This window comes from Corallococcus macrosporus, assembly GCF_017302985.1.
Lineage (GTDB): Bacteria > Myxococcota > Myxococcia > Myxococcales > Myxococcaceae > Corallococcus > Corallococcus macrosporus_A.
This window is the reverse complement of sequence record NZ_JAFIMU010000010.1, coordinates 221,115-246,675: the sequence shown is the minus strand read 5'-3', so window position 1 is coordinate 246,675 and position 25,561 is coordinate 221,115. Positions and strand designations below refer to the sequence as shown.

Genomic DNA, 25,561 nt, shown 5'->3' with positions numbered 1-25,561 from the left:
GCCTCCCTGCCATCCAGGGTGGGGTGCGAGCCCTGGCGCCGGGGTGAACGTCGCGGGTCCTCGGCGCATTCCCCGCCTCCGCGCGTAGGGCGGGCAGGCGCCCTGCGTCATCCGCGCGCCCGCGTCTCCCGGTCGTACCGGAAGGGGGTGAGATCCACCGAGGGCTTCTCCCCCAGCACGGCCTGCGCGACGAGCTTCGCGGTGATGGGGGCCAGGAGGATGCCGTTGCGGAAGTGGCCCGTGGCCAGGAACAGACCGGGCGTGGGCCCCTCTCCAATGTAGGGCAGCGCGTCCTGGGTCCAGGGACGGAAGCCGGCCCACGTCTCCGTGATGGGGGCGCTGCCCAGGTCCGGACACAGCTCCAGCGCCATGTCGAGGATCCGCGCCAGGCCCGCCGCAGTCACCTGCTTGTCGAAGCCCACGTGCTCCATGGTGCTCCCGGCGATGATCCGCCCGTCCGCGCGCGGCACCAGGTAGCCCTTCGCGGACGTCACCACCCGCTCCAGGAGGGGCAGCCGCGTCTGCAGCTGTACCATCTGCCCGCGCGCCGGACGCACCGCCTGCGCCGACACGCCCGCACCTTGAACCAGGGACGACCACGAGCCTGCCGCCAGCACGACGGCGTCCGCGCGCAGCACCTCGCCATCCAGGTCCACGCCTACCGCGCGGCCGTGTTCGTGCACCACGCCGCGCACGTAGCCGCTGCGGAACACCGCGCCCACGCGCGCGGCGGCCATGGTGAGCGCGCGGACGAGGAGCCGGTTGTCGACCTGGTGATCATCCGGGAAGTGCGCGGCGCCCACGGCGGTGGGGGCCAGGTGCGGCTCCAGCTCGCGCGCGGCCTTGCCATCGAGCAGCTCGGCGCGCAGCCCCATGCCGTGCTGCCAGCCCACGGTGGACTCCACGTGATGGAGGTCCGCTTCGTCGAACGCGACGCGCAGCAGGCCGCACGGCCGGTACGCGATGTCCACGCCGGACAGCTCGCGCAGCTCGGCGGCGAAGCTTCCATAGAGGGCGCGGCTTCGCAGGCAGAGTTCGAAGAAGGGGCCCGGTCCGTCGGCCTCCCACTGCGGCGCGAGGATGCCGCCGGCGGCGCTGGAGGCCTCGGCGCCGGGGATGGAGCGCTCCAGCACCGTCACGCGCGCACCAGCCTGACGGAGTTTCAGCGCGATGCCGCAGCCCATCACGCCACCGCCCACCACGAGGACGTCGGAGGTTGCCATGCGCCGCTTGTGCTCAAGCGAGCACGGGTTTGCAAGCGTCAAGACAGGCGATGACCCGGGGTGACTTGACGCCGGGGCCTCCGGTCGTTAACCCTAGTGCCGTGCGTTCCACGTCCCTGCATCACCACCATGCGCATCATCGGCCGGCCCATGACGGGACCGTTCGCCGCGCGCATGCCTGGGTGACGCACTAGAACGCACCCACTTCCGGCAGATGCCGCAGTGACCGAAGGCCCGTCCCCCCAGGACGGGCCTTTTTTCGTTTCCGCCATCGCAGTCCCCCGAGCCCATCCATGTTGAAGATTGCCCTGCCCAACAAAGGACGTCTGTCCGAGGAAGTGCGAGAGCTGTTCAACGACGCGGGCCTGGAGGTGCGCGCTCGCGGTGAGCGGGCCCTCACCGCGTCCCTGGGCGGCGAGTTCGAGGCCATCTTCGTCCGCGCGCAGGACATCCCGGAGTTCGTCGCGGACGGCGCCGCGCAGGCGGGCGTCACCGGCTGGGACCTGGTGAACGAGGCCGGGCGCGAGCTGGAGTCGCTGATGGACCTGGAGTTCGGCCGCTGCCGGCTGGTGGTGGCCGCGCGCGACGAGAGCGGCATCACGCGCGTGGAGGACGTGAAGGACGGGATGCGGGTGGCCTCCTGCTTCCCCCGGCTGACGCAGGCCTTCTTCCAGCAACGCGGACAGAAGGTGACGGTGGTGCCGGTGAGCGGCGCGGCGGAGATCGCTCCGCACCTGGGCATCGCGGACATCGTGGTGGACCTCACGTCCACGGGCTCCACGCTGAAGATGAACGGCCTGCGGGAGGTGTCCACCGTGCTGGAGTCCAGCGCCCGGCTGGTGGCGTATCCCGGCAACGGCGCGGAGGCCCGGCGTGCGTTGGAGGAGCTGACGCAGGCGCTGGGGTCGGTGCTGGCGGCGCGCGGGCGGCGCTACCTGATGGCCAACGTCCCGAAGACGTCGCTGGAGCAGGTGCGCGAGGTGCTGCCCGGCCTCAACGGCCCCACGGTGGTGGACGTGATGAACGGCGGCCACTTCGTGGCGGTGCACGCGGTGGTCTCGTCGAAGACGCTCTACCGCACGGTCAACGCGCTGAAGGCGCTGGGCGGGCAAGGCATCCTCGTCACGCGCATCGAGAGGTTGATGGCATGAGCGCCTCCGTCCTCAAGTATCAGGGAGCCCTGGCTTTACTGGAGCCCGACGCGCGGCGGAAGCTGCTGGCGCGCACGGGGGAGTCGGACGCCCAGGTGGCTTCGCGCGTCCAGGCGCTCATCGCGCGCGTTCGCTCGGAAGGTGACCGGGCCCTCTTCGACTTCGCTCGCGAGTTCGACCGCGTGGAGTTGAAGGCCCTGGAGGTTCCTCGCGCACGGTGGGACGCGGCGCTGGAGTCGATTCCGTCCGACGTGCGCGAGGCGCTGACCCGCGCGGCACGCAACATCGCCCGGGCGCACGCGGCGCAGCGGCCCCAGGCCATCGAGGTAGAGACGGAGCCCGGCGTCGTTGTCGGCCGCCGGCCGGATCCACTGAGCCGCGTTGGCGTCTACGCGCCGGGCGGCAGGGCGGTGTACCCCAGCAGCGTGCTCATGGGCGTGGTGCCCGCGAAGGTGGCGGGCGTGGGGGAGGTCATCGTCTGTTCACCGCCCGGGCCGGACGGTCTGCCGAGCGCGGGAGTGCTCGCGGCGGCGGCGCTGGCGGGCGCGGACCGGGTCTTCGCATTGGGTGGCGCGGGTGCGGTGGCCGCGCTGGCCTACGGCACGCAGAGCGTTCCCCGGGTGGACCGCATCGTCGGACCGGGCAATGCCTACGTGGCGGCGGCGAAGCTCCAGGTGGTGGACGCCGTCGCCATCGACGCTCCCGCGGGCCCGAGTGAAATCCTCGTGGTCGCCGACGGGAGTGCTCGCCCGGAGGCCGTGGCGCGTGAGCTGCTGGCGCAGGCGGAGCACGACCCCGAGGCCTGCTGCGTGGCGCTGGTGGTGGGTGCTCCGCTGGCGCAGGCGGTGCGGGACGCGGTGGAGCAGCAGGCCCGCGTCGCGCGACGCGGTGACATCGTCCTCGCGGCGCTGGGCAGCCGGGGCGCGGTGCTGCGCATCGACTCGCTGGAGGAGGCGTGGCCCTTCGTCGCGGACTTCGCGCCGGAGCACCTGCTGCTCGCGACGTCGAAGCCCTCGGAGGACCTGTCGCGCGTTCGCAACGCGGGCACGGTGTTCGTGGGACAGCGCGCGTCGGTGGCCTTCGGCGACTACCTCACGGGCGCGAACCACGTGCTGCCCACCGCGGGCCTGGCCCGGGCTTACTCGGGGCTGAGCGTGCTGGACTTCTACCGGTGGACCACGTGGCAGAGCGTGACGCCCGCTGCCGCGGCGGCGATGGCTGATGACGTGGGGACGCTTGCGGACAGCGAGGGGCTCTTCGCCCACGCGGCCGCGGCGCGGGCCTGGAGGGTGCCGTGATTCCCTTCCGCGAAACGTATCGGGACATCCCGCTGTACTCCCCGGCGAAGAAGCCGTGCCGGGTGGACCTGAGCGACAACACCAACCTCTTCGGCGCACCGCCCTCGGCGGACCGCGTGTTGCGCGAGGAGGGCTTCCTGAAGCTCTCCCGCTATCCCGCGGGCTACGCGCCCGACCTCAAGCGCGCCGTGGCTCGCTACGCGGGCGTCGCGGTGGAGAGCGTGACGACGGGGTGTGGTTCGGACGACGTCATCGACTGCGCGCTGCGGGCCTTCCTGGAGCCCGGAGACGTGGTCGCCTTTCCGGATCCCACGTTCGTGATGGTGCCCATGTTCGCCCGGTTGAGCGCGCTCAAGCCGGTGCCCGTGCCGCTGCGTGCGGACCATGACCTGGACGTGGAGGGACTGCTCGCCACGGGGGCGAAGCTCATCTACGTGTGCACGCCGAACAACCCCACGGGCACGGTGGCCTCTCGCTCGGCGGTGGAGCGGCTGGTGAATGAGGCCCGCGGCGTGGTGCTCATTGATCAGGCCTATGTGGAGTTCGCGCGGGGCGGGGACTTCCTGGACCTCGCGAGGACCCGGCCCAACGTCCTGGTGACGCGCACGATGTCCAAGGCGTTCGGGCTCGCGGGCCTGCGGGTGGGGTGGGGCGTCGGTGCGCCGTCGCTGGTCGCGGAGGTGGAGAAGGCACGGGGGCCCTACAAGCACACGACGCTGGGCGAGGCCGTGGCGGTGTCCGCGCTCACGGAGGACGTCGCGTGGATGGAGGCCTGCGCGGCGGAGGCCGTGGAGAACCGCGAGCGGCTGCGCGGCGGATTGAAGGCGCTGGGCCTGGAGCCGCTGCCTTCGGAGGGGAACTTCCTCCTCGTCCCCGTGCCGGAGGCTCGCAGGGTGGGCGAGGCGCTGCGGGAGCGCAACGTGAACGTGCGGGTGTTCGAAGGGCTCACGGGCGTGGGCGATGCGCTGCGCATCGGCTGCGGTCCCTGGCCCCTGATGGCTTCGGCGCTGAAGGCCTTGAAGGAGGTGCTGTGATGCGAGTGACCCTGTTCGACTACGGCGCGGGCAACCTGCACTCGCTGATCAAGGCTCTGGCCACCACGCCTGGAGCGGAGGTGCGCGTGCAGGAGGATCCGCTGCGCGCATTGGACACCGACGTGCTGGTGCTGCCCGGAGTGGGAGCGTTCGGATCCGCGGCGGCGCGGCTGGCTCCAGGACGCGAAGCGATGCGGAAGGCACTGGACGCGGGCCTGCCGTGCCTGGGCATCTGCCTGGGCATGCAGCTCCTCTTCGAGGAGAGCGACGAGGGGGCAGGGAAGGGACTTGGCTACTTCCCGGGCCGGGTGACGCGGCTGTCCGCGCGGCACGTCCCGCAGATTGGATGGAACGACGTGGAGGAGGACCGGGCGCTGGAGTCCACGCGGCTGTCCACCGTGTACTACGCGCACAGCTTCGTGTGCCGCGCCGCCGATTCGCGCGAAGTCGTGGGCTGGACGACCCACGAGGGCGACCGGTTCCCCGCGTCCGTGCGACGCGGCAACGTGCTGGGCGTGCAGTTCCACCCGGAGAAGTCCTCCCAGGCGGGTGTTCGCTTCGTGCAGGCGTTCCTCCAGGAGGTGGCCTCGTGATCGCCATTCCGGCCATCGACCTGCGGGAAGGGGCGTGCGTGCAGCTCGTGGGGGGCTCCTACGAAGCGGAGCGCGTGCGCGTGAACGATCCGCTGGATGCCTTGAAGCAGTGGCTCGCGCTGGGCTTCCGCACGTTCCACGTCGTGGACCTGGATGCGGCGCTGGGCAAGGGCTCCAACGCGGACGTGGTGGCGCGACTGGTGTCGCACGCCCCGGGCCTCACCTTCACGGTGGGTGGCGGAGTTCGTGATGCCTCGCGCGTGGAGGCGGTGCTCGCGGGTGGGGCGTCCTCGGTCGTCGTGGGGACTCGCGCCATCGAGGACCTCGCCTGGCTCACCGAGGTCGCGGAGCGCTTCCCCGGCCGAGTGGTGGTCGCCGCGGACGTGAAGGGCCGCGAGGTGGTGACTCGGGGGTGGACGGCCGGCAGCGCGCGCGACATCCGCGACGTGCTGTCCGCGCTGGAACCCCTGCCGCTGGGCGGGATGCTCGTCACGGCGGTGCACAAGGAGGGACAGCTGGGCGGCGTGGACCTTCCGCTGATGGAAGAGGTCGCCCGCTCGAGCCGGCACCGGCTCCTGGCTTCCGGCGGCGTGACGACGTTGGAGGACCTGCGCGCACTGGCGAAGCTGGGCGCGCACGGAGCGGTGGTGGGCATGGCGCTTTACACAGGACGGCTGGATGCGCGCGCGGTCGCGCGGGAGTTCACGGAATGAGCACGGTCACCACGGTCGTCCGGGAAACGAAGGAGACACAGGTCACGGTGGAGCTGGCGCGCGGAACAGGCGTGGCCCGGGTGGACACGGGCCTCAAGTTCTTCGACCACATGCTCGCCACCTTCGCGCGTTACGCGGGGCTGGACCTGACCCTGCACGCGCGCGGCGACCTGCGCCACCACCTGATGGAGGACGTGGCCATCACCCTGGGCACCGCCGTCCAGCGCGTCATCCCCGCCACGGCCGCGCGCTACGGCGAGCGCACCCTGCCCATGGACGACGCGCTCGTGCAGGCGTGCCTGGACGCGGGCGGGCGCTTCTACTACCGGGGCCCGTTGAAGAACCGCCTGTACGAACACTGGATGCGCTCGTTCTGCGAGCACTCGCGCATCACGCTCCACCTGCGGGTGCTGCGCGGCAAGGACAGCCACCACCTCACCGAGGCGGCCTTCAAGGCGCTGGGGCTCGCGCTGCGCGACGCGATGGTGGACTCCGGCGTCGTCTTCAGCATGAAGGGCAGCGTCTCCCTGGAGGTGAAGTGATGCTCCGCCGACGGATCATCGTCTGCCTGGACGTGAAGGGCGGCCGCGTGGTGAAGGGCGTCCAGTTCGAGGGCCTGCGCGACGTGGGCGACCCGGTGGAACTGGCCCGGCGCTACGAAGAAGCCGGCGCGGACGAGGTGACCTTCCTGGACATCTCCGCGAGCGCCGAGGAGCGCCAGACGCTGTGGGACCTGGTCCAGCGCACCGCGGAGCGCCTCTTCATCCCGCTCACGGTGGGCGGCGGCGTGCGCACCGTGGACGACGTGGGCCGAGCGCTCAGGGCCGGCGCGGACAAGGTGAGCATCAACTCCGCGGCGGTGGCCACCCCGGAGCTGCTGACCGGCTGCGCGGAGCGCTTCGGCGCCCAGTGCGTCGTGGCCAGCATCGACGCGAAGCGGGAGGGTGACCGCTACCGCGTCTACACGCACGGCGGCCGCCGTCCCACCGACCTGGACGCGGTGGCCTGGGCGAAGGAGTGCGTCCGGCGCGGCGCGGGCGAGGTGCTGCTCACCAGCATCGACCGGGACGGCGCGCGCACCGGCTATGACCTGGAGCTGACGCGCGCGGTGGCGGAGGCCGTGGACGTGCCGGTCATCGCCTCCGGTGGCGCGGGCCGCGCGGAGCACGTGCGCGATGCCCTGACTGTCGGCGCGGCGGACGCGGCCCTCGTCGCGGGCATCCTCCACGACGGCCTCACCACCGTGGGCGCCTTGAAGTCCCTGCTGAAGGACAACGGCATCTCCATCCGGAGCACGACATGAAGAACGCGGACCCGAGAGACCTGATGGAGGCCGCCGCCGACGTGGCGCGCAAGGCCGGTGACGTGGCGCTGGACTTCTTCCGGCGCGGCATCGCCGTGGACACCAAGAGCGATGGAACGCCCGTGACCGTGGCGGATCGCACCGCCGAATGGACCGCCCGCGAGTGGCTGGAGGCGCGCTTCCCCGAGGACGGCATCCTGGGCGAGGAATTCGGTGAGTCGCGTGCGGGCGCGAAGCGCCGCTGGATATTGGATCCCATCGACGGCACGAAGACGTTCATCCGGGGCGTGCCGCTGTGGGGCACGCTGGTCGCGGTGGCGGAAGGGGAGAACATCCTCGCGGGTGCGGCCTACTTCCCCGCCGTGAACGAGCTGGTCGTCGCGTCCCCGGGCCTGGGCTGCTTCTGGAACGGATCCGCGGCGCACGTGTCGGAGCAGGACTCGCTGGAGCGCGCCGTGGTGCTCATCACCGACGAGCGCTTCCTCCAGAACCCCGCGAAGGGCGCGGCGTGGCGGGAGCTGTCCCAGCAGGCGTCGCTCTCCCGCACCTGGGGGGACTGTTACGGCTACCTCCTCGTCGCCACCGGCCGCGCGGAGGCCATGGTGGACGAGGGCCTGTCGCCCTGGGACGCGGCGGCGCTGCAACCCATCATCGAGGAGGCGGGCGGCGTGTTCACCGACTGGAAGGGAAGGCGCACGGCGTTCGGCGGTGACGGCATCGCCACCAACGGAGCGCTGGCGAAGCAGGTGCGCGACGTGCTGGGCAAGGGAGTGCGGTCATGACGCTGGACCTCTCCAGGTTGAACTTCGACAAGGGCCAGGGGCTGGTGACGGTGGTGACGCAGGACGCGAACACCGGCGACGTCCTGATGGTGGCGCATGCCGACCGCGAGGCGATGGAGCGCACGCTCGCGACGGGCGAGATGCACTACCGCTCCCGCACGCGCGGCCTCTGGCACAAGGGCGCCACCAGCGGGAACACCCAGAAGGTCGTCTCGCTCACCGCGGATTGCGACGGCGACGCGGTGCTCGCGCGCGTGCGCAAGGCCGGCCCTGCCTGCCACACCGGCGAGGAGACGTGCTTCGGCGAGGGACGCTGGGACGCGCTCGCGCACCTGGACGCGACGCTCGCCGCCCGCGCGACGGGCCCCGTGCCGGAAGGCGCGAAGCCCAGCTACACGCGGCGCCTGCTGGAGGACCGGAACCTGCGGCTGAAGAAGCTGGGGGAGGAGGCAGCGGAGCTCGTCACCGCCTGCGCGGACGCGGATGCCCACCGGGCCGCCGAGGAGGCCGCCGACGTGCTGTACCACGTGCTCGTGGCGGTGCGTCCCCTGGGCCTGACGCTGGAGGACGTGAAGGCCGTCCTGGCCGCGCGCGCACGTCCAAAGGTGCCCTGAACTCCCCGGATTGCCCGGCGTGTCGGTTGCGACCCAGGCGGAGTTGTCCAGCAGCACTGCATCCTCACAGCGTGACTGGCACACAAGCGCGCCAAAGGTGCAGGCGTGTGTCCGCTACTCTTCAAGTGCTTCTGTGATCCTGGTACAGATTCCGGCCTGCGACACGGGCCGTGCCCGACGAAGCGGCCCCGTCGTCATCAGCGTTCGCATCCCGGAGGCTTCGTGTCTGCCACGTACCAATCCGAACTCATCGACCGCGTCCTCTTCTCGCGCTGGCACAACCCGCCGACGAAGGATGACGTCCAGGCCATCATGGCGCAGATGGAGGAGGCGACGCAGCGGCTGGGACAGAACGTGCTGTACATCGCGTCCATCAGCCCCAAGGCGAAGGTTCCCGACGCGACCGAGCGCGCGCACCTGAACCAGATGGTGGCCGAGGGCCGCCGCTACTGTGAGCAGTCCTGGCTGGTGTACGAGGGCACGGACCTGCAGCACAACCTCCAGCGAGTCATCATCTCGGGCGTGCTCATCCTCACGCGCACGTTCGACAACTACCTGTCGGTCGCCAAGTCGGCGGACGCCATCGTGAAGGACGTCTCCACCGCGCTGAAGAAGGACGCGTCGTCCATCTTCCGCCAGGCGCGCGACCGCGGCCTCATCGCCTGAGACCCACGCGAGCGACGTCGGAGTGCTTCCGACGCCGCGTGCGTCATGGCGCCCGCGCTACCGGGCGCCGATGATCTCCAGCTCCTTCAGCTCCACCGCCGGCCGCTCCGGAACGACGCTCACCGCGTCCACGTCGAGCAGGGGGACCGCGGGCTTGCAGACCTCCCACCTGCCCGTGCCGCGGAAGCGGCAGACGGTGGGATCCACGAAGAAACCCGTGCCTCCCGGCTCCTGGCGCCCCACGCCGTCCGGCGCGCGGATGTGTGCCCGCAGCGAGCCCGGTCCCGTGGCGAGCACCTGGAACGACACCGCGTACTTCAGCGTGGGCGCGTACTCCAGCCGCAGCGCGCCGTCCGAGCCCACCTCGGCCATGGACAGCTTCACCCCCGACAGCTCGTCCCGGTCGAAGGCGCGGAACGCGTCTCCCGGCCCCTTCTGCTGATCCGGCTCGATGGCCTTGGCCTCCACCGCGCCCTGCGTGTGCAGCGTCGCGAGCCGGGGCGCCCGCGAGCCCTGCTGCACCGCCGCCGCGTTCAGGAGCGGCGCGGGCAGCTGGCCCGTCGTCACGCACGTGGGCGCCAGCTCCTCCAGCATCGCCAGCAGCCGCGGCTCCACGTCCGCCCCCGTCACGGCCGCGGGCCCCACGGCCTGGCGCACGAGCTCCTGGCAGGCCGCGCCCAGGGCAGTGCCTGCGTGCTCCAGGCTCCAGTGCGCCTCCTGCAGGTCCGGGTTCCCCCGGCGGGCGGCCTCCTGCAACGCGCGCGTCACGGCCTGGCCGCAGGGATTGTCGGCCGGCGCACAGCGCTCGCAGAGGGTGGCGAGCAGCTCGCGGGGCACGCCGTCCCTCGCGGTGAGGGGCGCGAGGGAGGCCAGGGCCGGGCCCCTCGCACAGGCGGCGGCGGGAGGGGTGGGGCAGTCGCCGAGCTGACGGCGCGCGTCGCTCCAGGCGGTCCCCGCGTCCCCCGAGGTGGAGGCGCCTCCGTCGGGAGAGAGCAGGTCCCCGAGGACGGCGTCCAGGCCCCGGCACGCGGCGGGGCCCAGGTCGGGCGGCGTGATTTTCACCGGCGGCTTCGCGCCCGGCGCCTGCCCGGGGGCCGGAGCGGGCGGGGTTTGATGCGTCACGTAATAGAGGCGCGCGAACGCCAGCAGCGCTACTAGCATCAAGAGAAGCGTGTGGAGCGGGAAGCGACGCACGAGCAAACTCCTTGATTCCAACCGGGACCGGGGGTTATCAGCGCCCGCGAGTTCCATCCGCAAAAATGACCGGAGGCGTGTGTGGCTGAGACTTTCGACGTGGTGATCATCGGCTCGGGTCCTGGCGGCTATGTGGGCGCCATCCGCGCGGCCCAGCTCGGGCTGAAGACGGCCATCATCGAAAAGGACAAGCGCCTGGGCGGGACGTGTCTGCACCGCGGGTGCATCCCCACCAAGTCGCTCCTGTGGACGGCGTCGCTCTTCCACCACATCAAGGAGTCGTCCGACTTCGGCATCGACGTGGCGAACCCCACCGTGAACTGGGCCAACGCCCAGAAGCACAAGGACAAGGTCGTCACCAAGGGTGCCAACGGCATCGACTTCCTGATGAAGAAGAACAAGATCACCGTGGTGAAGGGCCACGGGCGCATCGCCGGCAAGGGCAAGGTGGAGGTCACGGCGGAGGACGGCTCCAAGCAGACCCTGGAGACGAAGAACATCATCATCGCCACGGGCTCCGTGCCCAAGTCCCTGCCGAACGTGGCGGTGGACCACAAGCGGGTGATGAACAGTGACTCCATCCTGACCATCGACCGCATCCCCAAGAGCATCATCGTCCTGGGCGCCGGCGCGGTGGGCTGCGAGTTCGCCTCCGTGTTCAACCACGTGGGCAGCAAGACGGCCATCGTGGAGTACATGCCCGCGCTGCTCCCCATCGAGGACGCGGACATCTCCAAGGAGCTGGACAAGATCTTCCGCCGCCGCGGCATCGACGTGCACACGGGCTCCGCGGTGCAGAAGGTGGAGCACACGGCGGACGGCGTGCGCGTCACCATGAAGGTGGGCGAGGAGACCAAGACGCTGGAGGCCGAGATCCTCCTGTCGGCGGTGGGCCGCGCGCCCGTCACCGAGGACGTGGGCCTCAACAAGACGTCCATCCAGGTGGACCGCGGCTTCATCAAGGTCGACACGATGTGCCGCACCAGCGAGCCCAACGTCTACGCCATTGGCGACGTCATCCCGACGCCGATGCTGGCGCACATGGCCAGCGCCGAGTGCGTGATGGTGGTGGAGCACATCGCCGGGAAGAACCCCGCGCCCATCAACTACGACCTCACCCCGTCCGCCACGTACTGCTACCCCGAGGTGGCGTCCGTGGGCCTCACGGAGAAGAAGGCCAAGGAGCGCGGCTACGACGTGAAGGTGGGCATCGCCCCCTTCGGCGCCGTCACCAAGTCGGCCATCTCCAACGAGTCGATCGGCATGATCAAGATCGTCTCCGACCGGAAGTACGACGAGGTGCTGGGCATCCACATCATCGGGCCGCACGCCACGGAGCTGCTCGCCGAGGCCTGCGTCGCGATGAAGCTGGAGATCACCACCGAGGAGCTGGCCCACACCATCCACGCGCACCCGACGCTCTCCGAGATCATGCACGAGGGCGCCGAGGCCACGCTGGGTCACCCGCTGCACTTCTAGCGGGCGCGGCGGCCCGGCCTCTTCTGGCCGGGCCCGCCGTAGAGCGCCTGCAGTGAGGCCGCCAGCGCGGCCAGCCGCAGGCGCAGCGGTTCCGGGGCGAGCACCTCCACGCCCGCCCCGATTTCGCACAGCTGGGAGACCGCGATGGCCTCCCGCTCGAAGTCCAGCGTCACCTTCCGCTTCCCACCGCGTGCCGCGGGCGCCTTGTCGATGCGCTCACCGTCGGCCGGGGGACGCACCTTCCGCAGCGCCGCTTCGCCTTCCGTCGTGCAGGAGAGGGTGACGTCGTAGCGGGGACGCTCCACGGCGAACCTCGCGCACCAGTCCTTCCAGAACGCGGGCAGGTCGAAGCCGTGGGGACGGGTGAAGCCCTGGGGGCGCAGCCGCACGTCCGCGATGCGCCCGCCCCGGAAGACGCGGGGGCCCTTGTCCGTCCCGGCGACGAGGTACCAGCGGTCCGCCTTGATGACGAGCCCGTAGGGGTCCACCGTCCGGCGGGAGCGGGCGCCGTCGAAGTCCTCGTAGCTCAATGACACGCGGCGGTCCTGCCAGGCGGCGTCGCGCAGCTTGCCCAGGTGCGGCAGGGGCTCGCGGCCGGTGAACCAGCCAGAGGCGTCCACGTGGAGCCGCTGGCGCGCGTGCTCCAGCGCGGGCTGCTGGAGGGCGGGGAGGGCCGCCGCCAGCTTCACCAGGCCCGTGCGCAGCGGCGTGGACAGGCCCAGGTCGTCCAGCGCGCCGGGGGCTCCCACCGTGGCCAGGGCCTGGAGCTCCGGACGCGTGAGGCCGGTGAGCTGCGTGCGCCAGCCCTCCATCAGCGCCACGCCGCCCGCCGCGCCTCGCGTCGCGTAGACGGGGACGCCCGACGTGGAGAGGGCGTCGAGGTCGCGGTGCACCGTCCGGCTGGAGACCTGGAGCTCGCGCGCCAGCTCGCCCACGGTGCTGCGCGGGCGGGCCTGGAGGCGCATCAAGAGGTGGACGAGGCGATCCGCGCGCATGGGCCCTCCGGGTTCCAGGTGGGGTGCAGCCTGCGCCGCGAATCATGACAGGGGTTGTCAGGATTGGGCGTGCAAGGTGGCGCGTGAAAGGGGAGCACGGACATGAAGCCACTCGAGGGACAGGTGGCCCTGGTCGCGGGAGCGACGCGGGGCGCGGGCCGGGGAATCGCGACGATGCTGGGGGCGGCGGGGGCCACGGTGTACTGCACCGGGCGCAGCGTGCGGGGCCGGCTGGCGAGCGGGGACTCGCGGCCGGAGACGATTGAAGAGACGGCGGAGCAGGTGACGGCGCTGGGCGGGAAGGGCATCGCGGTGCGCGTGGACCACGCCGTGGAGGAGGAGGTGGAGGCGCTTTGTCAGCGCGTCCGCGCGGAGGCCGGGAAGCTGGACGTGCTGGTCAACGACATCTGGGGCGGAGAGACGCTGCACGAGCTGGGGCTGCCGTTCTGGAAGCAGTCGCCAGCGAAGGCCCGGCTCATGCTCGACCGTGCCGTGGGCACGCACATCGTGACGAGCCGCTACGCGGTGCCGTTGATGCTGGAGCGCGACAAGGGGCTCATCGTGGAGGTGACGGACGGGGACTCGTTCGGGTACCGGGGCGGCGTCGCGTACGACGTGACGAAGATGGCGGTCATCCGGTTGGCGTTCGCGATGTCGCGCGACCTGCGCCGCACGAACATCACGGCGCTGGCGGTGACGCCGGGGTTCCTGCGCTCGGAGGAGATGCTGGATGGGTTCGGGGTGAAGGAGTCGAACTGGCGCGACGCGGTGAAGAAGGTCCCGGACTTCATCGCGTCGGAGACGCCGTCGTACGTGGGGCGCGCGGTGGCGGCATTGGCGGCGGATCCGGACGTCCACCGGAGGGCGGGGCGCGTGGTCGCGTCGTGGACGCTGGCGCGCGAGTACGGCTTCACGGACCTGGATGGCTCGCAGCCGCACTGGGCCGAGCACTTCGAGCGGACGTACGGCAAGCCGTACACCGTCGCGGACGACGCGGCCTATGCGTCCTGGATGGGGGGCTCCATCGAAATTGTGTGCCCGGACTGGCCAGCCTACTGACCGGGCACGGCCCATCCCCGGCGGCCGGACGAAGCGCTATGGTCCGACGCGAGAGGTCACGCACATGGCCAAGGGGCACCGCAGGAACGACGAGTCGGATCGGGTCGATGAGACCCGGGTCGCGCCGCTCGACGACGACCTGGACGAGACGGAGGAGGTCCGCACCGAGCGGACCCAGGTGCCGCCTACCGCGCAGCGGGACGCGGAGGCGGCCCGTGCGTCCGCGGGGAGCTCTGGCCGGAAGTCCTGGGGCAACCAGACGCGCGTCGCGCCACCCACGAGCGCGGCCCCGCGCGCCGCCGAGTTCACGGGCCTGGAAACGCGGATGACGCCGCCCCCGGTTCCCGACGAGGACCTCGTCGAGGAAACCCGCGTGGACGGCCTCAAGCCCCCGCCTCCGCCCCCTGCGCTCGAGGACCTGGGCCTCGAGGGCGGCGATGACGAGGGCTTCGCCGCTCCGCAGACCGCCTTCCGTCCATCGCGTGGAGGTGCGGGAGAGGGCGGGCGATCCTCACGTGGCGGTGCGCGCGAGGAAGGGCAGGGGAGGCCTGAAGTGGCTCGCCCGGGCCGGGCGGTGACGCGCGAAGAGGGACAGGAGCTTCCTGAGATCGTCCGCCCCGGTCGTGGCGGCGCACGTGAAGGCCGGAGTGGCGCGCGCGAGGAAGGTGAAGGCCTTCCGGAGATCATTCGTCCGGGCCGGAGTGGCGCGCGTGAGGAAGGCCAGGGCCTTCCCGAAATCGTCCGTCCTCCCCGCGCGGGTGGCGCCCCTCGCGGCAGTGGCCGTGACGCCGCGAAGGAAGAGGAGTTCGCGCTGCCGGAGATCATCCACGCGGGCCGGGGCGCGGAGCTGGACGGAAGCGCCTCCGAACCGCCTCGCGCGCCGCGCGCCGACAGTCCGGCGAAGGCCAGCCGCCCGGAGCCGATGATCTTCGCGCCGCTTCCCTCCGCGCAGGCGGCGAGCCAGGCCGCGCAGACGCCCGAGCTGCGCACGATGTTCGCCACCCACTCCGCGCTGCTCGCGGAGCGCCTCAAGGCCGAGCTCCAGCACAAGATCTACGGCCGCTCCCCGCACCGCATCCTGCGCGTGGACGAACCCGAGGGCCCCAGCACCGCGGGCGGCAAGCAGGCCCGGCAGGCCATCTCGCTGGTGGACCGCAAGGGCATCGCGCCGGCGCTCGTCGCGGGCTGGGTGGACGTGGCCAAGGGACAGGCCTCGCTGCGCAACCACGAGGCCGTGGCCAAGCGCTACGAGTTCCAGCACGGCAGCCCGCTGGAGCTCGTCCCGGAGGAGTACGAGAAGTTCCTCACCGACGTGGACGAGGTGCTGCGCACCGCCGCCATCCAGGTCCGCATCCTCGTGCCGGATGAATCCGCGCCCACCCGCGCCACCGTGGGCCCGCAGACCCCGCGTGCCACGGGCGTCGCCGCGCGCTGGGTGCTGCTGCTCGTCGTCGTGGCCTTCCTGCTGGGACTCGCCGCGGGCGCCACGCTGCTCCACGGTTGAGGCCCGGCACTGTCCGTTGAAGGAAGGGGTGCTCGCGCACCGGTGCGATGGCCGGTGGGCGGCCCCCCTTCCACCTTGGTGTCTCCCCATCCGGGCCGGAGGCACCCATGGCGTCACCCTCTCGCCGTCCCAAGTCCCACTGGCGCAAGCTGCTGGGCGGCTGCGTCGTGTCCATTGCCCGGGCCTTCGCGCCCACGTCCGTGCTCGCGGATGGCCCCCCTATGCTGGATGGCCGGCCGCGTTACACCCGCGTTCCCGTCCCGGTCCGGAACTCTCAAGCGCTCGGAATCCGAGGCACGGATCCACTGCTGCCGGGATGACACGGGAGTGAAGGCGGGGCGGGGGGCCCCATGGTACGGTGCTCGCGTCATTTTTCAGGGGGGGCATCCACGAGTGCCCGCCCTGGAACTCTGTGAGCCCCACCATGCGCAGACTCTCCCTGCTGGCCCTCTGCCTTGTCGTCGCGACCGCGTGTTCGCGGGGCGACAAGGACGCGAAGGGCGGCCCTTCGGAGACCGGCACCGCGCCGACTCCGTCCTCCAAGTCCCCTGGCATCGCCGTCGAGCCGCTGCCCGAGCCTCCCGCGCTGAAGATCGACGCCCAGGACGCCGCGGCGCAGGGCCCGCTCGCCATCGCGGCCGTGCGGCCCGAAGGCCAGGCCTACGGCAACGTCCGGCCGACCATCACCTTCACCAAGCCGATGATCGCCCTGGGCTCCGTCGCCGCGGAGCGCGGCCTGGCGGCGCCCGCGAAGATCGCTCCCGCGCTGGAAGGCGAGTGGCGCTGGCTGGGCTCCGCGAGCGTGGAGTTCGTGCCGGGCTCCGCCGTGAAGCTGGGAACGCAGTACACGGTGACGGTGCCCGCGGGCCTCAAGGCCATGGACGGCACCACGCTGGCGGAGCCGTACAGCTTCCAATTCGAGACGCCGCGCCCGTCCCTCCAGTCCTCTCAGCCGGAGCCGCAGTTCCGCTGGGTGCAGCCGGAGCAGGTCTTCACGCTGACCTTCAACCAGGCCGTGAAGGACCTGGCGCAGCACGCGCGCCTGGAGCCCGCGAGCGGCGCCCCCGTGCCGCTCACGCTGGTGAAGGCGACGGCGTACGCGGACATGAAGGAGACGCAGGTCGGCAGCGGCCCGGAGCGCAAGTCCCAGGACCGGCGCGTGAAGTACGAGCTGAAGCCCGCGCAGAAGCTGCCCGCGGGCGCGCAGTTCACCCTGGTGGTGGACGGTGAGCTGACCGGCACGGACGGCCCGCTGCCCATGGGCGAGGCGGTGCGCAGCCCGTACTCCACCTATGGCGCGCTCAAGGTGGAGTCCACCGGCGCGTGCGTGTTCACCTGGGGCGAGGAGCAGTGCTCCTATGGCCCGCTCATCCTCTTCACGTCCAACGAGCTGGACGTCGCCTCGCTCAAGGGCAAGGTGACGCTGGAGCCGAAGGCGGAGATCGACTGGGAGCGCGTGCAGACGCAGCTGCCGTGGTCGGGCTCCGAGGTGAAGTTCCCCTACGTGTCGCTGCCCGGCCGCTACCGCCCCGGCACCACGTACAAGATCAAGGTCGCCGCGGGCTACAAGGATCTCTTCGGCCAGACGGGCCCCGCCTTCCAGGGCCAGGCGAAGCTGTCGGACGTGGAGCCGTCCTTCGACTCGGGCTCGCGCGAGGCGCTGGTGGAGGCGTCCGGTGACGGCTCCATCCCGCTGACGACCACCAACGTCCCGGAGGTGCAGGCGGAGGTGTGGTCGCTGTCCCCCGCGCAGCTCGCGCAGCTCATGGACACCAACGAGTGGCCGTCCTCGGAGCCCTACCGGACGACGGTGAGCACGCAGGCCGAGCGCAATGTGCAGCGCACCTCGCCGCTCGACCTGCGCCCGGCGTTCAGCGGGGCGAAGACGGGCCTGTTCCTCGCGCGGCTCAACGCGCCGTCGCTGAATCAGAAGTACCCGCGCCGGGTCATCGGGCAGGTGACGGACCTGGCGGTGCACGCGAAGCTGGGCGCCGCCTCCGGCGTGGTGTGGGTGACGTCGCTGGCGACGGGCGCCCCGGTGCCGGACGCGCAGCTGACGCTCTGGGACAAGCAGGGCACGGAGCACTGGACGGGCACGACGGACGCCAACGGCCTGGCGAAGGTGCCGGGCCTGTCGGAGATGCTCAAGCCCAAGGAGGAGTCCTCCTGGAGCACGCCGTGGGCCATGGTGTCCGCGGTGAAGGACACGGACATCGGCGTGACGCTGTCCACGTGGGAGGGTGGCATGTCGCCCGGCGCGTTCTCGCTGCAGAGCGCGTGGGAGGGCCGCGTCCCGGACAGCCTGGGCTTCGTGTTCGCCGACCGCGGCATCTACCGCCCCGGTGACGACGTGATGCTCAAGGGCGTGGCGCGCTACCGCCGCCTGGGCGTGCTCAAGTCGCCGCCCGCGAACGCGAAGGCGCAGATCACCGTGACCAGCTCGCGCGGCGAGAAGATCTTCCAAACGGAGGCCCCCGTCACGAAGTACGGCACCTTCCGCGCGGACCTCAAGCTGGGCAAGGACCTGCCCCTGGGCTTCTACGACATCGCCGCGAAGCTGAAGGTCGGCGGCGAGTCGCTGAGCTACGGCGGCACCTTCCGCGTGGAGGAGTACCGCGCGCCGCAGTTCCGCGTGGACGTGGCCGTGCCCAAGCGGGACGTCACCGCCGGCGAGCCGCTCACCGCCCGCGTGGACGCGCGCTACCTGTTCGGCGGCGCCATGGGCGACGCGCAGGTGCGCTGGAACGTGCAGCGCGAGAGCTCCTTCTTCACGCCTCCGGGCAACGAGGCCTTCACCTTCGGCGTGAACACCTGGTGGTGGGACGACGAGCAGCCGGAGCACAGCAGCGACTCGTTCGGCTCCGGTGACGGGCGCACGGACGCGCAGGGCCAACTGGCGCTGGCGCTGGGCACCGCGGACGCGCCGGGCGGCAAGACGTGGCAGTACACGCTGGAGGCGGAGGTGGAGGACGTCAACCGCCAGCGCGTCGCCAACCGCAACCTCATCATCGTGCACCCCGCGGACGTCTACGCGGGCCTGCGCCTGCTCTCCACCGGCTTCGCGGAAGCGGGCAAGGAGGTGGGCCTGGAAGTGGTCGCCGTGTCGCCCGAGGGCAAGCGCCAGGACGGCGTCGCGGTGGACGTGAACATCAAGCGCCGCGAGTGGAAGTCCATCCGCAAGAAGGGCGACGGCGGCCAGTGGTTCACCGTCACGGAGCCCGTGGAGACGGAGGCCGCGAAGTGCGGCGTGAAGAGCGCGGCGACGCCGCAGCAGTGCAAGTTCACCCCGGCGGAGCCCGGCCTGTACGTGCTGGAGGCGGTGGCCACGGACGCGAAGGGCCGCAAGGCGACGACGCGCGACTCGCTCTACGTCACCGGCTCCGGCTGGGTGTCCTGGCAACGCAACGACACGGACCGCATCGACCTGGTGGCGGACAAGCAGCTGTACGACGTGGGTGAGACGGCGAAGGTGCTGGTGAAGAGCCCATACCCGCAGGCGGACGCGCTCGTCACCGTGGAGCGCGAGGGCGTGCTCAGCGTGCGCCGCGTGAAGCTCAAGGGCAGCGCCACCGCGCTGGACATCCCGCTGGGCGAGGGCGCCATCCCCAACGTCTTCGTGGGCGTGGTGCTGGTGCGCGGCCGCGTGGAGGCGGCCAAGGGCATCGAGTCCGGTGACGACCCGGGCCGTCCCGCCGTCCGCGTGGGCTACACGCAGCTGCGGGTGGAGAAGAAGTCCAAGCGCCTGTCGGTGGCGCTGACGCCGGACGCGCAGGAGAAGCGCCCGCGCGACAAGGTGACGGTGAACGTGGCGGTGAAGGACGCGGCGGGCCAGGGCGCGAAGTCCGAGGTGACGCTGTGGGCCGTGGACGAGGGCGTGCTGCGGCTGACGGGCTACAAGGCGCCGGATCCGCTGGACGCGATGTTCCAGGAGCGCGGCCTGTCGGTGCGCATCGGTGAGCCGCTCATCCACCTGGTGCTGCGCAAGCTGTACGGCGAGAAGGGCTCGCGGCCGGGCGGCTCCGGCGGCTCCGACACGACGGGCTCCGGCATCCGGTCCAACTTCAAGACGACGGCGGTCTTCCAGTCGGTGGAGACGGACGACCAGGGCAACGCGAAGGTGGAGTTCACGCTGCCCGACAACCTGACCACCTTCCGCATCATGGCGGTGGCCGTGACGGACGCGGACCGCTTCGGCGTGGGTGAGAGCAAGGTGCAGGTGGCCAAGCCGCTGCTGGCGCTGCCGGCGCTGCCCCGGCTGGTGCGCGTGGGCGACAAGGCGGAAGCGGGCGTGGTCATCCACACCACGAACCCGGCCATCAAGGAGGCCAAGGTCACCGCGAAGCTCACGGGCGTGCGCGTGGAGGGCCCCGCGGAGAAGACGGTGTCGCTGGACGGCAAGGCCCGCGAGGTGCGCTTCACCTTCGTGGCCGAGCAGCCGGGCACCGCGGTGCTGCAGTTCGCCGTCGCCGGCGGCGGGGAGACGGACGCGGTGGAGCAGAAGATCCCCGTGCAGTTGCCCGTGGGCATGGAGGCGGTGGCCACCTACGGCGACACAACGAGCGAGCGCGTGGAGGGGCTCAAGCCGCCGGGCGGCGTGCGTCCGGGCATGGGCGGCCTCACGGTGACGATGTCCTCCACGGTGATGGGCGGGTTCGACGAGTCGATGAACCAGCTCGTGGACTACCCCTATGGCTGCCTGGAGCAGATGTCGTCGCGGCTGGTGCCGTTCGTCGCGCTGCGCGAGCTGTCCGGCAAGTTCGGCGTGGCGTGGACCGGCGGCTCGGACGAGCAGAAGCAGGCGTTCGTCCGGGGCTTCCTCAGCGAGGACGCGCTGAAGACGCAGGGCACGCTGGATCCGGACACGGTGGTGGCGGCGACGGTGCGCAAGATTGAAGCGCTCCAGAACCACGACGGCGGCTTCCGCTTCTGGGCCTCCAGCGACTGCTCGTCGTCGTATGCCTCCGCGTACGCGACGCTGGCGCTCGCACGGGCGAAGGAGGTCGGCTACGCGGTGAGCGCGGGCGTGCTCGACAAGGCGAAGAAGTTCCTGGCGGACAAGGTGGCCGCGGGCGTGTGCTCGCAGTGCGCCTACGGCTGCAGCGAGGTGGGGCCGGAGACGCGGGTCTTCGCGCTCTACACGCTGGCGCGCATGGGGGCACCGCGGCCGTCGTACTACAACGAGCTGTTCGAGCAGCGGCAGAAGCTGCCGCTCTTCGCGCGGGCGATGCTGACGGACGCCATCTTCGTGGGGAAGGGCAACCGCACGCAGGGCCAGAAGATGCTCCAGGAGCTGCTCAACACGGCCCAGGAGACCGCCGCCGGCGTGCACTTCCAGGAGACGGACGCGAAGACGTACGCGCCGCTCTGGTCCTCCGACACGCGCACCACGGCGATCGTGCTCCAGACGCTGGTGGACGTGCAGCCGGATCACCCCTACGTGTCGAAGATGGGGCGCTACCTGGCCTCCGCGCGCGAGGGTGACGGGCGCTTCCGCAACACGCAGGAGGCGGCCTTCACGCTGATGGCCCTGTCGGAGGTGGTCCGCCGCAAGGAGACGGCCGTGCCGTCCTTCGAGGCGGTGGTGAAGCTGGGCGGACAGGTGATTGCCTCCGCCGACTTCAAGGGCCGCGACATGGGCGTGAAGACGGTGCAGGTGCCGGTGGAGAAGCTGGGCGCGGCGGACAAGGCGCAGCCCTTCACCTTCGGGGTGAACGGCACGGGCAACCTCTACTACGGGGCGCTCCTGCGCTACGCGCCCGCGCAGCTGCCGGTGGATCCGCTGGACCGGGGCATCATCGTCCAGCGCTGGTTCGAGCCGTACTCGGGCGGCGGCCAGGCGAAGGCGGCGCGCGCGGGTGAGCTGGTGCGCGTGCGCGTGCGCGTGGCCACGCCGATGCGGCGCAACTTCGTGGCGGTGGACGTGCCGCTGCCCGCGGGCCTGGAGCCGGTGGACACGTCGCTGGCCAGCACGGCGAGCCTCCCGGGCCCCGCCGGCTCCGGTGAGGAGGAGGGCCCCGGCGAGGGCTACGAGTACGAGAGCGAGGAGGACCTGTCGGAGACGGACGAGCCCAACAACGTCTGGGCGACGCGCTTCTGGTCGCCGTTCAACCACACGGAGATGCGGGATGACCGCGTGGTGTTCTTCGCCGACGAGCTGCCCCCTGGCGTGCACGTGACGAGCTTCGTCGCCCGGGCCACGACGCCGGGTGACTTCGTGCTCAAGCCCGCGCACGCGGAGGAGATGTACGCGCCGGAGGTGTTCGGCCGCTCCGAGGGTGGGCGCTTCCCGGTGCTGATGCCGGACGAGGTCGCTTCGAAGTGATGAAGCGCCTCACGCTTCGCGGGCTGTCGCGCGCCGTGGCGGTCCTCACGGTGCTCGTGGTGGTGGGCTGCGCGGGCTTCATCGCGTGGCCGCTGCCGGGGACGTTGCTGTCCCGCGAGGCGCTGTCCTCGCTGGTGCTCACCGACCGCACGGGCCATGCCCTGCGCGAGGTGCTCTCCCGCGAGGACGGACGCAGTGTGGGCCTTCCGGGGGGACGCATTCCCCCGAAGGTGCGGCAGGCCTTCATCGCCGCGGAGGATCAGCGCTTCACGTCGCATCCAGGCGTGGACGTGGTGGCGGTGGCCCGGGCGGCGCGCGACAACGTGTCGGCCGGGCGCATCGTGTCCGGCGCCTCCACGATTCCGCAGCAGTTGGCGCGCAGGCTGGTGCCGCGTGAGCGCTCGTGGTGGGGCAAGGCCGGCGAGGCGCTGTGGGCGCTGCGGCTGACGGCGCACCTGTCCAAGGAGCAGGTGATGCTGGAGTACCTGGACCGCGTGCCGTTGGGGAACTCCACGTTCGGCGTGGAGGCGGCGGCGCGGCGGTACTTCGGGCGCCCGGCGGAGCGGCTGTCCGCGGGACAGGCGGCGCTGCTCGCGGGGATGGCGCGCTCGCCCGCGCGGAGGGATCCGTACCGGCGGCCGGAGATGGCGATGGCCGGGATGCGCGACGTGCTCTCGCGCATGGTGGAGGAAGGCTTCCTGACGAAGGAGGAGGCGAAGGCGGCGGAGGAGACGCCGCTGGACCTGGTGCCTCCGGAGCGCGTGTTCGAGGTGCCGCACCTGACGACGGCGCTGCTCCAGCGGCTGCCGGAGCTGGGGCTGGACGGGGCGTCGCGCATCGAGACGACCATCGACCCGGCGCTCCAGGCGGCGGTGGAGCGGGCCATCACGGAGGAGCTGCGCGGGCTGGCGCACCGGCGCGTGGGCGAGGCGGCGGCCATCGTCCTGGACAACGCGACGGGCGAGGTGCTCGCGTACGTGGGCTCCTCGGACTTCCTGGACGAGGAGAAGGGCGGACAGAACGACGGCGTGCGCTCGCTGCGGCAGCCGGGGTCGGCGCTCAAGCCGTTCGCGTACGGGCTGGCGCTGAGCAAGGGGTTCACGCCGTCGAGCGTGCTCGCTGACGTGGAGGTGCACCTGGCGACGCCGGGCGGCGCGTACGTGCCGAAGAACTACGATCGGCGCGTGCACGGCCCGGTGCGACTGCGGGCGGCGCTGGCGTCCAGCTACAACATCCCGGCCGTGCGGGTGGCGGACGCGCTGGGGCCGGAGCAGGTGCTGCGCGTGCTGCGCGAGGCGGGCTTCCAGAGCCTCACGGAGAGCGCGTCGCACTACGGCGTGGGCATCGTGCTGGGCAACGGGGACGTGACGCTGCGCGAGCTGGCGCGGGCGTACCGGGGGCTGGCGCGGGGTGGAGTGGTGGGGCCGTTGCTGGAGGTGCGCGCGGCGTTCGGGCCGGATGGCAGGGCGCTGCGGATTCCGCAGGAGATGCAGGAGCACCGCTTCCTGGCGGCGCGGCCGGTGGAGCTGCTCACGGACGTGCTGGCGGACGAGGCCGCGCGGGCACCGGCCTTCGGTCTGGACAACGCGTTGCGGCTGCCGTTCCGCGTGGCGGCGAAGACGGGGACGAGCCGGGCGCACGTGGACAACTGGGCGGCGGGCTTCACGCGCGAGCGCACGGTGGCGGTATGGGTGGGCAACTTCGACGGCACGCCGATGCGCGGGGTCTCCGGCATCACGGGCGCGGGCCCGGTGTTCGCGCGGGTGATGGCGCTGGCGATGCGGGGCCTGCGCGCCGCGCCGCTGGTGGACCGCAGCCACTTCGAGTCCGCGGAGATCTGCCCGCTGTCCGGCGAGCGCGCGGGCCCGAACTGTCCCGGCGCGATGAAGGAGGTCTACCTGCCGGGCACGGCGCCGCGCCACGCCTGCACGATGCATCGAAGCGACGGCGCGCTGGACGTGGGCCCGGCGTACCTCGCGTGGGCGCAGGCGGAGGGACTGACGTCCACGTCGGTGAGCGCGGAGGAAGGCCCGGGGATGCAGCCCGGCTTCATCCTGCCGGCGAACGGGGATGAGTTCCTCGTGGAGCCGGAGCTGCCCGAAAGCGCGCAGGCCGTGCCGGTGCGGGTGATGGCGCCCAAGGGAGCGAAGCTGCTGGAGCTGCGCACGGACGACGGCCGCCGCATCGAACTGCGCCCGCCCTTCGTGACGCGGCTGCCGGCGGTGGAAGGGGAGCGCCGCCTGGAACTCTGGGCGCCCGGAGGCTCCGAACCCCTGGCGGTGACGCGGTACCGGGTCCGATGAACGCGGCGGGCATCGCCGTGCTCCTCGCCGCGCTGGTGGCGGGCACGCCGCCTGGTGCCGGGTGGAGCGCACCGAAGCCCTCAGCGGCGGCCACTCATGTTCGGTCGCCGACTGCTGCTGCACCGGCCTATCGCACGAGCTCGTCCTCCAAGCCTGACGCCCTCGCGCGTGAGCCGAAGGCCACGGCCGACGCACAGGTCGACGTGCGGATCCTCTCCAAGCACCGGCCCTCGCGCTTGCGGCTGGATGGTCCGCGCTCGCTGGAGGTCGTGGCGTCGGGGAACACGCTCGTCGTGGACGGACGTCCCCAGGCTCAGGCCCTGCGGCTGGATGCGGGCCGCTGGCATGTCCGGGGCCGGGGCCTGGACCGCCGCTACGAGGCCTCGCTGTCGCTGGCGGCCCGGGAGGGGGAGTTGATCGTCGTCGCCAGCTTCGCGCTGGAGACCTATGTCGCCGCCGTCACCGCCAGCGAGACCGAGGTCGACACTCCCTTCGAAGCACTTCGCGCCCAGGCCATCACTGCCCGCAGCTACGTGCTCGCTTCCGGCAAGCGGCATGACGAGGCGCGGGCCTGTGATCTCACGCACTGCCAGGTCCTTCGCGGCGAAGGCTTCGCCCGCCACCTGCGCCGTGCTCGCGATGCCGCCCGCGCAACCGAAGGACTCGTGCTGCGCCTTCCGGATGGATCCATCGCGCTCTCGCCATTCCATGCAAGCTGCGGCGGACACACGGCCGAGCCCGTGGCGGTGTTCGGTGCGCCGGACCTCACCGGTGCCGCCGCCGTGCCGGACCGTTGCCCCGCGTCTCCCTGGCGCGCGGTCGTGCCACGCTCGCTGGTGTCCGCCGCCGCGTCGGATGCGCTCGGTGGCCCCGCGCAGGCGGTGGACCTGCTGCTGGACCGGGACTCCAGCGGCGCGGTGGTGCGCGTCGTGGACCGCGCTTCAGGACGCGATGCCCGCGGTGATGCGTTCTTCCGCGCGCTCGGAGCCCGCACCGGGTGGGACCGGATCCGCAGCGCGCGGTTCTCCATGACGTTCGGTGGGGACCAGGCGCTCCTCGAAGGGCAGGGCCATGGTCACGGCGTCGGGCTCTGTCAGGCCGGCGCGGCCCTGCTCGCACGGCAGGGATGGACCGCGGAGCAGTTGCTCGCGCACTACTTCCCGCGCGCCCTCCCCGGGAAGCTCACGGACAAGTGAACGCGGGGGCGGGACGGCCCTCCGGCGTTCTCCTCCTGACTCGGCGCCAGGGCTTATCAGCACCCGGTGTGCTCCGTATCGATTGCACCAGAGCCCTCAGCCCCGCGCGGTCCGGTGGGGAGGTGGCTTCGC

Annotated in this window: 19 protein-coding genes; 16 read left to right on the top strand and 3 right to left on the bottom strand. The window is 71.7% G+C overall.

The annotated features are described in order from the left end of the window. Positions 1-107: 107 nt before the first annotated feature. Entirely contained in the window at positions 108-1,223 is a 1,116-nt protein-coding gene (gene thiO, locus JYK02_RS31760; protein ID WP_207056620.1) for a glycine oxidase ThiO, read from the bottom strand. Between the two features lie 293 nt (positions 1,224-1,516). Here thiO and hisG point away from each other — a divergent pair, with 293 nt between their 5' ends. The 10 genes from hisG to JYK02_RS31710 all read left to right on the top strand — a co-directional run bounded on the left by hisG (position 1,517) and on the right by JYK02_RS31710 (position 9,377). Beyond that, on the top strand, positions 1,517-2,374 hold the full coding sequence (gene hisG, locus JYK02_RS31755) for an ATP phosphoribosyltransferase (protein ID WP_207056619.1): 858 nt from the start codon (positions 1,517-1,519) through the stop codon (positions 2,372-2,374). After that, positions 2,371-3,672, top strand: a complete 1,302-nt coding sequence (hisD, locus tag JYK02_RS31750; protein ID WP_207056618.1) for a histidinol dehydrogenase — start codon at positions 2,371-2,373, stop codon at positions 3,670-3,672. Before hisG ends, hisD begins: the two co-directional genes overlap by 4 nt. Beyond that, positions 3,669-4,706 carry an aminotransferase class I/II-fold pyridoxal phosphate-dependent enzyme gene (locus JYK02_RS31745; RefSeq protein WP_207056617.1) on the top strand — a complete coding sequence of 346 codons (1,038 nt, stop codon included), beginning with the start codon at positions 3,669-3,671 and terminating at the stop codon, positions 4,704-4,706. The genes hisD and JYK02_RS31745 overlap by 4 nt, the downstream gene beginning before the upstream one ends. Continuing rightward, positions 4,706-5,299, top strand: a complete 594-nt coding sequence (gene hisH, locus JYK02_RS31740; protein WP_207056616.1) for an imidazole glycerol phosphate synthase subunit HisH — start codon at positions 4,706-4,708, stop codon at positions 5,297-5,299. The genes JYK02_RS31745 and hisH overlap by 1 nt, the downstream gene beginning before the upstream one ends. Then, positions 5,296-6,012 (top strand): HisA/HisF-related TIM barrel protein, encoded by a 717-nt coding sequence (locus tag JYK02_RS31735; protein WP_207056615.1) that lies wholly within the window; start codon positions 5,296-5,298, stop codon positions 6,010-6,012. The genes hisH and JYK02_RS31735 overlap by 4 nt, the downstream gene beginning before the upstream one ends. Next, positions 6,009-6,554, top strand: coding sequence for an imidazoleglycerol-phosphate dehydratase (locus JYK02_RS31730; RefSeq protein WP_014396523.1), 546 nt, complete (start codon positions 6,009-6,011; stop codon positions 6,552-6,554). Before JYK02_RS31735 ends, JYK02_RS31730 begins: the two co-directional genes overlap by 4 nt. After that, a complete protein-coding gene (gene hisF / locus JYK02_RS31725; RefSeq protein ID WP_207056614.1) occupies positions 6,554-7,315 on the top strand; it encodes an imidazole glycerol phosphate synthase subunit HisF in 762 nt (253 codons plus the stop codon). The genes JYK02_RS31730 and hisF overlap by 1 nt, the downstream gene beginning before the upstream one ends. Next, complete coding sequence (hisN, locus tag JYK02_RS31720; protein WP_207056612.1) at positions 7,312-8,097, top strand: histidinol-phosphatase; 786 nt, start codon at positions 7,312-7,314, stop codon at positions 8,095-8,097. The genes hisF and hisN overlap by 4 nt, the downstream gene beginning before the upstream one ends. Continuing rightward, positions 8,094-8,711, top strand: coding sequence for a bifunctional phosphoribosyl-AMP cyclohydrolase/phosphoribosyl-ATP diphosphatase HisIE (hisIE, locus tag JYK02_RS31715; protein ID WP_207056610.1), 618 nt, complete (start codon positions 8,094-8,096; stop codon positions 8,709-8,711). The genes hisN and hisIE overlap by 4 nt, the downstream gene beginning before the upstream one ends. A gap of 222 nt (positions 8,712-8,933) precedes the next feature. Then, on the top strand, positions 8,934-9,377 hold the full coding sequence (locus tag JYK02_RS31710; protein ID WP_120523716.1) for a DofB protein: 444 nt from the start codon (positions 8,934-8,936) through the stop codon (positions 9,375-9,377). 57 nt (positions 9,378-9,434) lie between these two features. Here JYK02_RS31710 and JYK02_RS31705 read toward each other — a convergent pair whose 3' ends face one another. Continuing rightward, positions 9,435-10,538: a hypothetical protein gene (locus tag JYK02_RS31705; RefSeq protein WP_242589425.1), complete on the bottom strand. Its 1,104-nt coding sequence runs from the start codon at positions 10,536-10,538 to the stop codon at positions 9,435-9,437. A gap of 114 nt (positions 10,539-10,652) precedes the next feature. On the opposite strand from JYK02_RS31705, the gene lpdA reads away from it, so the two are divergent. Then, on the top strand, positions 10,653-12,050 hold the full coding sequence (gene lpdA / locus JYK02_RS31700) for a dihydrolipoyl dehydrogenase (RefSeq protein WP_207056608.1): 1,398 nt from the start codon (positions 10,653-10,655) through the stop codon (positions 12,048-12,050). Here the strand turns inward: lpdA and JYK02_RS31695 are convergent. Beyond that, positions 12,047-13,045, bottom strand: a complete 999-nt coding sequence (locus tag JYK02_RS31695; protein ID WP_207056607.1) for a helix-turn-helix transcriptional regulator — start codon at positions 13,043-13,045, stop codon at positions 12,047-12,049. The genes lpdA and JYK02_RS31695 overlap by 4 nt on opposite strands. 102 nt (positions 13,046-13,147) lie before the next feature. Here JYK02_RS31695 and JYK02_RS31690 point away from each other — a divergent pair, with 102 nt between their 5' ends. From JYK02_RS31690 to JYK02_RS31670, 5 genes are all read left to right on the top strand, one after another. Further along, positions 13,148-14,104 (top strand): SDR family oxidoreductase, encoded by a 957-nt coding sequence (locus JYK02_RS31690; RefSeq protein ID WP_207056606.1) that lies wholly within the window; start codon positions 13,148-13,150, stop codon positions 14,102-14,104. A 64-nt stretch (positions 14,105-14,168) separates the two neighbouring features. Then, entirely contained in the window at positions 14,169-15,608 is a 1,440-nt protein-coding gene (locus JYK02_RS31685) for a hypothetical protein (protein ID WP_207056605.1), read from the top strand. A gap of 424 nt (positions 15,609-16,032) precedes the next feature. Next, complete coding sequence (locus tag JYK02_RS31680; protein WP_207056604.1) at positions 16,033-21,930, top strand: Ig-like domain-containing alpha-2-macroglobulin family protein; 5,898 nt, start codon at positions 16,033-16,035, stop codon at positions 21,928-21,930. Beyond that, entirely contained in the window at positions 21,930-24,233 is a 2,304-nt protein-coding gene (pbpC, locus tag JYK02_RS31675; protein ID WP_207056603.1) for a penicillin-binding protein 1C, read from the top strand. The genes JYK02_RS31680 and pbpC overlap by 1 nt, the downstream gene beginning before the upstream one ends. A gap of 203 nt (positions 24,234-24,436) precedes the next feature. Continuing rightward, entirely contained in the window at positions 24,437-25,429 is a 993-nt protein-coding gene (locus JYK02_RS31670) for a SpoIID/LytB domain-containing protein (RefSeq protein ID WP_207056602.1), read from the top strand. Positions 25,430-25,561: the final 132 nt, after the last annotated feature.

Excerpts from the sequence above, each read along its gene's own strand:
- JYK02_RS31690 (WP_207056606.1), top strand. The coding sequence starts at position 13,148 with ATGAAGCCACTCGAGGGACAGGTGGCCCTGGTCGCGGGAGCGACGCGG.
- JYK02_RS31685 (WP_207056605.1), top strand. The coding sequence starts at position 14,169 with ATGGCCAAGGGGCACCGCAGGAACGACGAGTCGGATCGGGTCGATGAG.
- JYK02_RS31680 (WP_207056604.1), top strand. The coding sequence starts at position 16,033 with ATGCGCAGACTCTCCCTGCTGGCCCTCTGCCTTGTCGTCGCGACCGCG.
- hisIE (WP_207056610.1), top strand. The coding sequence starts at position 8,094 with ATGACGCTGGACCTCTCCAGGTTGAACTTCGACAAGGGCCAGGGGCTG.
- thiO (WP_207056620.1), bottom strand. The coding sequence starts at position 1,223 with ATGGCAACCTCCGACGTCCTCGTGGTGGGCGGTGGCGTGATGGGCTGC.
- hisD (WP_207056618.1), top strand. The coding sequence starts at position 2,371 with ATGAGCGCCTCCGTCCTCAAGTATCAGGGAGCCCTGGCTTTACTGGAG.
- hisN (WP_207056612.1), top strand. The coding sequence starts at position 7,312 with ATGAAGAACGCGGACCCGAGAGACCTGATGGAGGCCGCCGCCGACGTG.
- pbpC (WP_207056603.1), top strand. The coding sequence starts at position 21,930 with ATGAAGCGCCTCACGCTTCGCGGGCTGTCGCGCGCCGTGGCGGTCCTC.
- JYK02_RS31730 (WP_014396523.1), top strand. The coding sequence starts at position 6,009 with ATGAGCACGGTCACCACGGTCGTCCGGGAAACGAAGGAGACACAGGTC.
- hisF (WP_207056614.1), top strand. The coding sequence starts at position 6,554 with ATGCTCCGCCGACGGATCATCGTCTGCCTGGACGTGAAGGGCGGCCGC.
- hisH (WP_207056616.1), top strand. The coding sequence starts at position 4,706 with ATGCGAGTGACCCTGTTCGACTACGGCGCGGGCAACCTGCACTCGCTG.
- JYK02_RS31695 (WP_207056607.1), bottom strand. The coding sequence starts at position 13,045 with ATGCGCGCGGATCGCCTCGTCCACCTCTTGATGCGCCTCCAGGCCCGC.
- JYK02_RS31705 (WP_242589425.1), bottom strand. The coding sequence starts at position 10,538 with ATGCTAGTAGCGCTGCTGGCGTTCGCGCGCCTCTATTACGTGACGCAT.
- hisG (WP_207056619.1), top strand. The coding sequence starts at position 1,517 with ATGTTGAAGATTGCCCTGCCCAACAAAGGACGTCTGTCCGAGGAAGTG.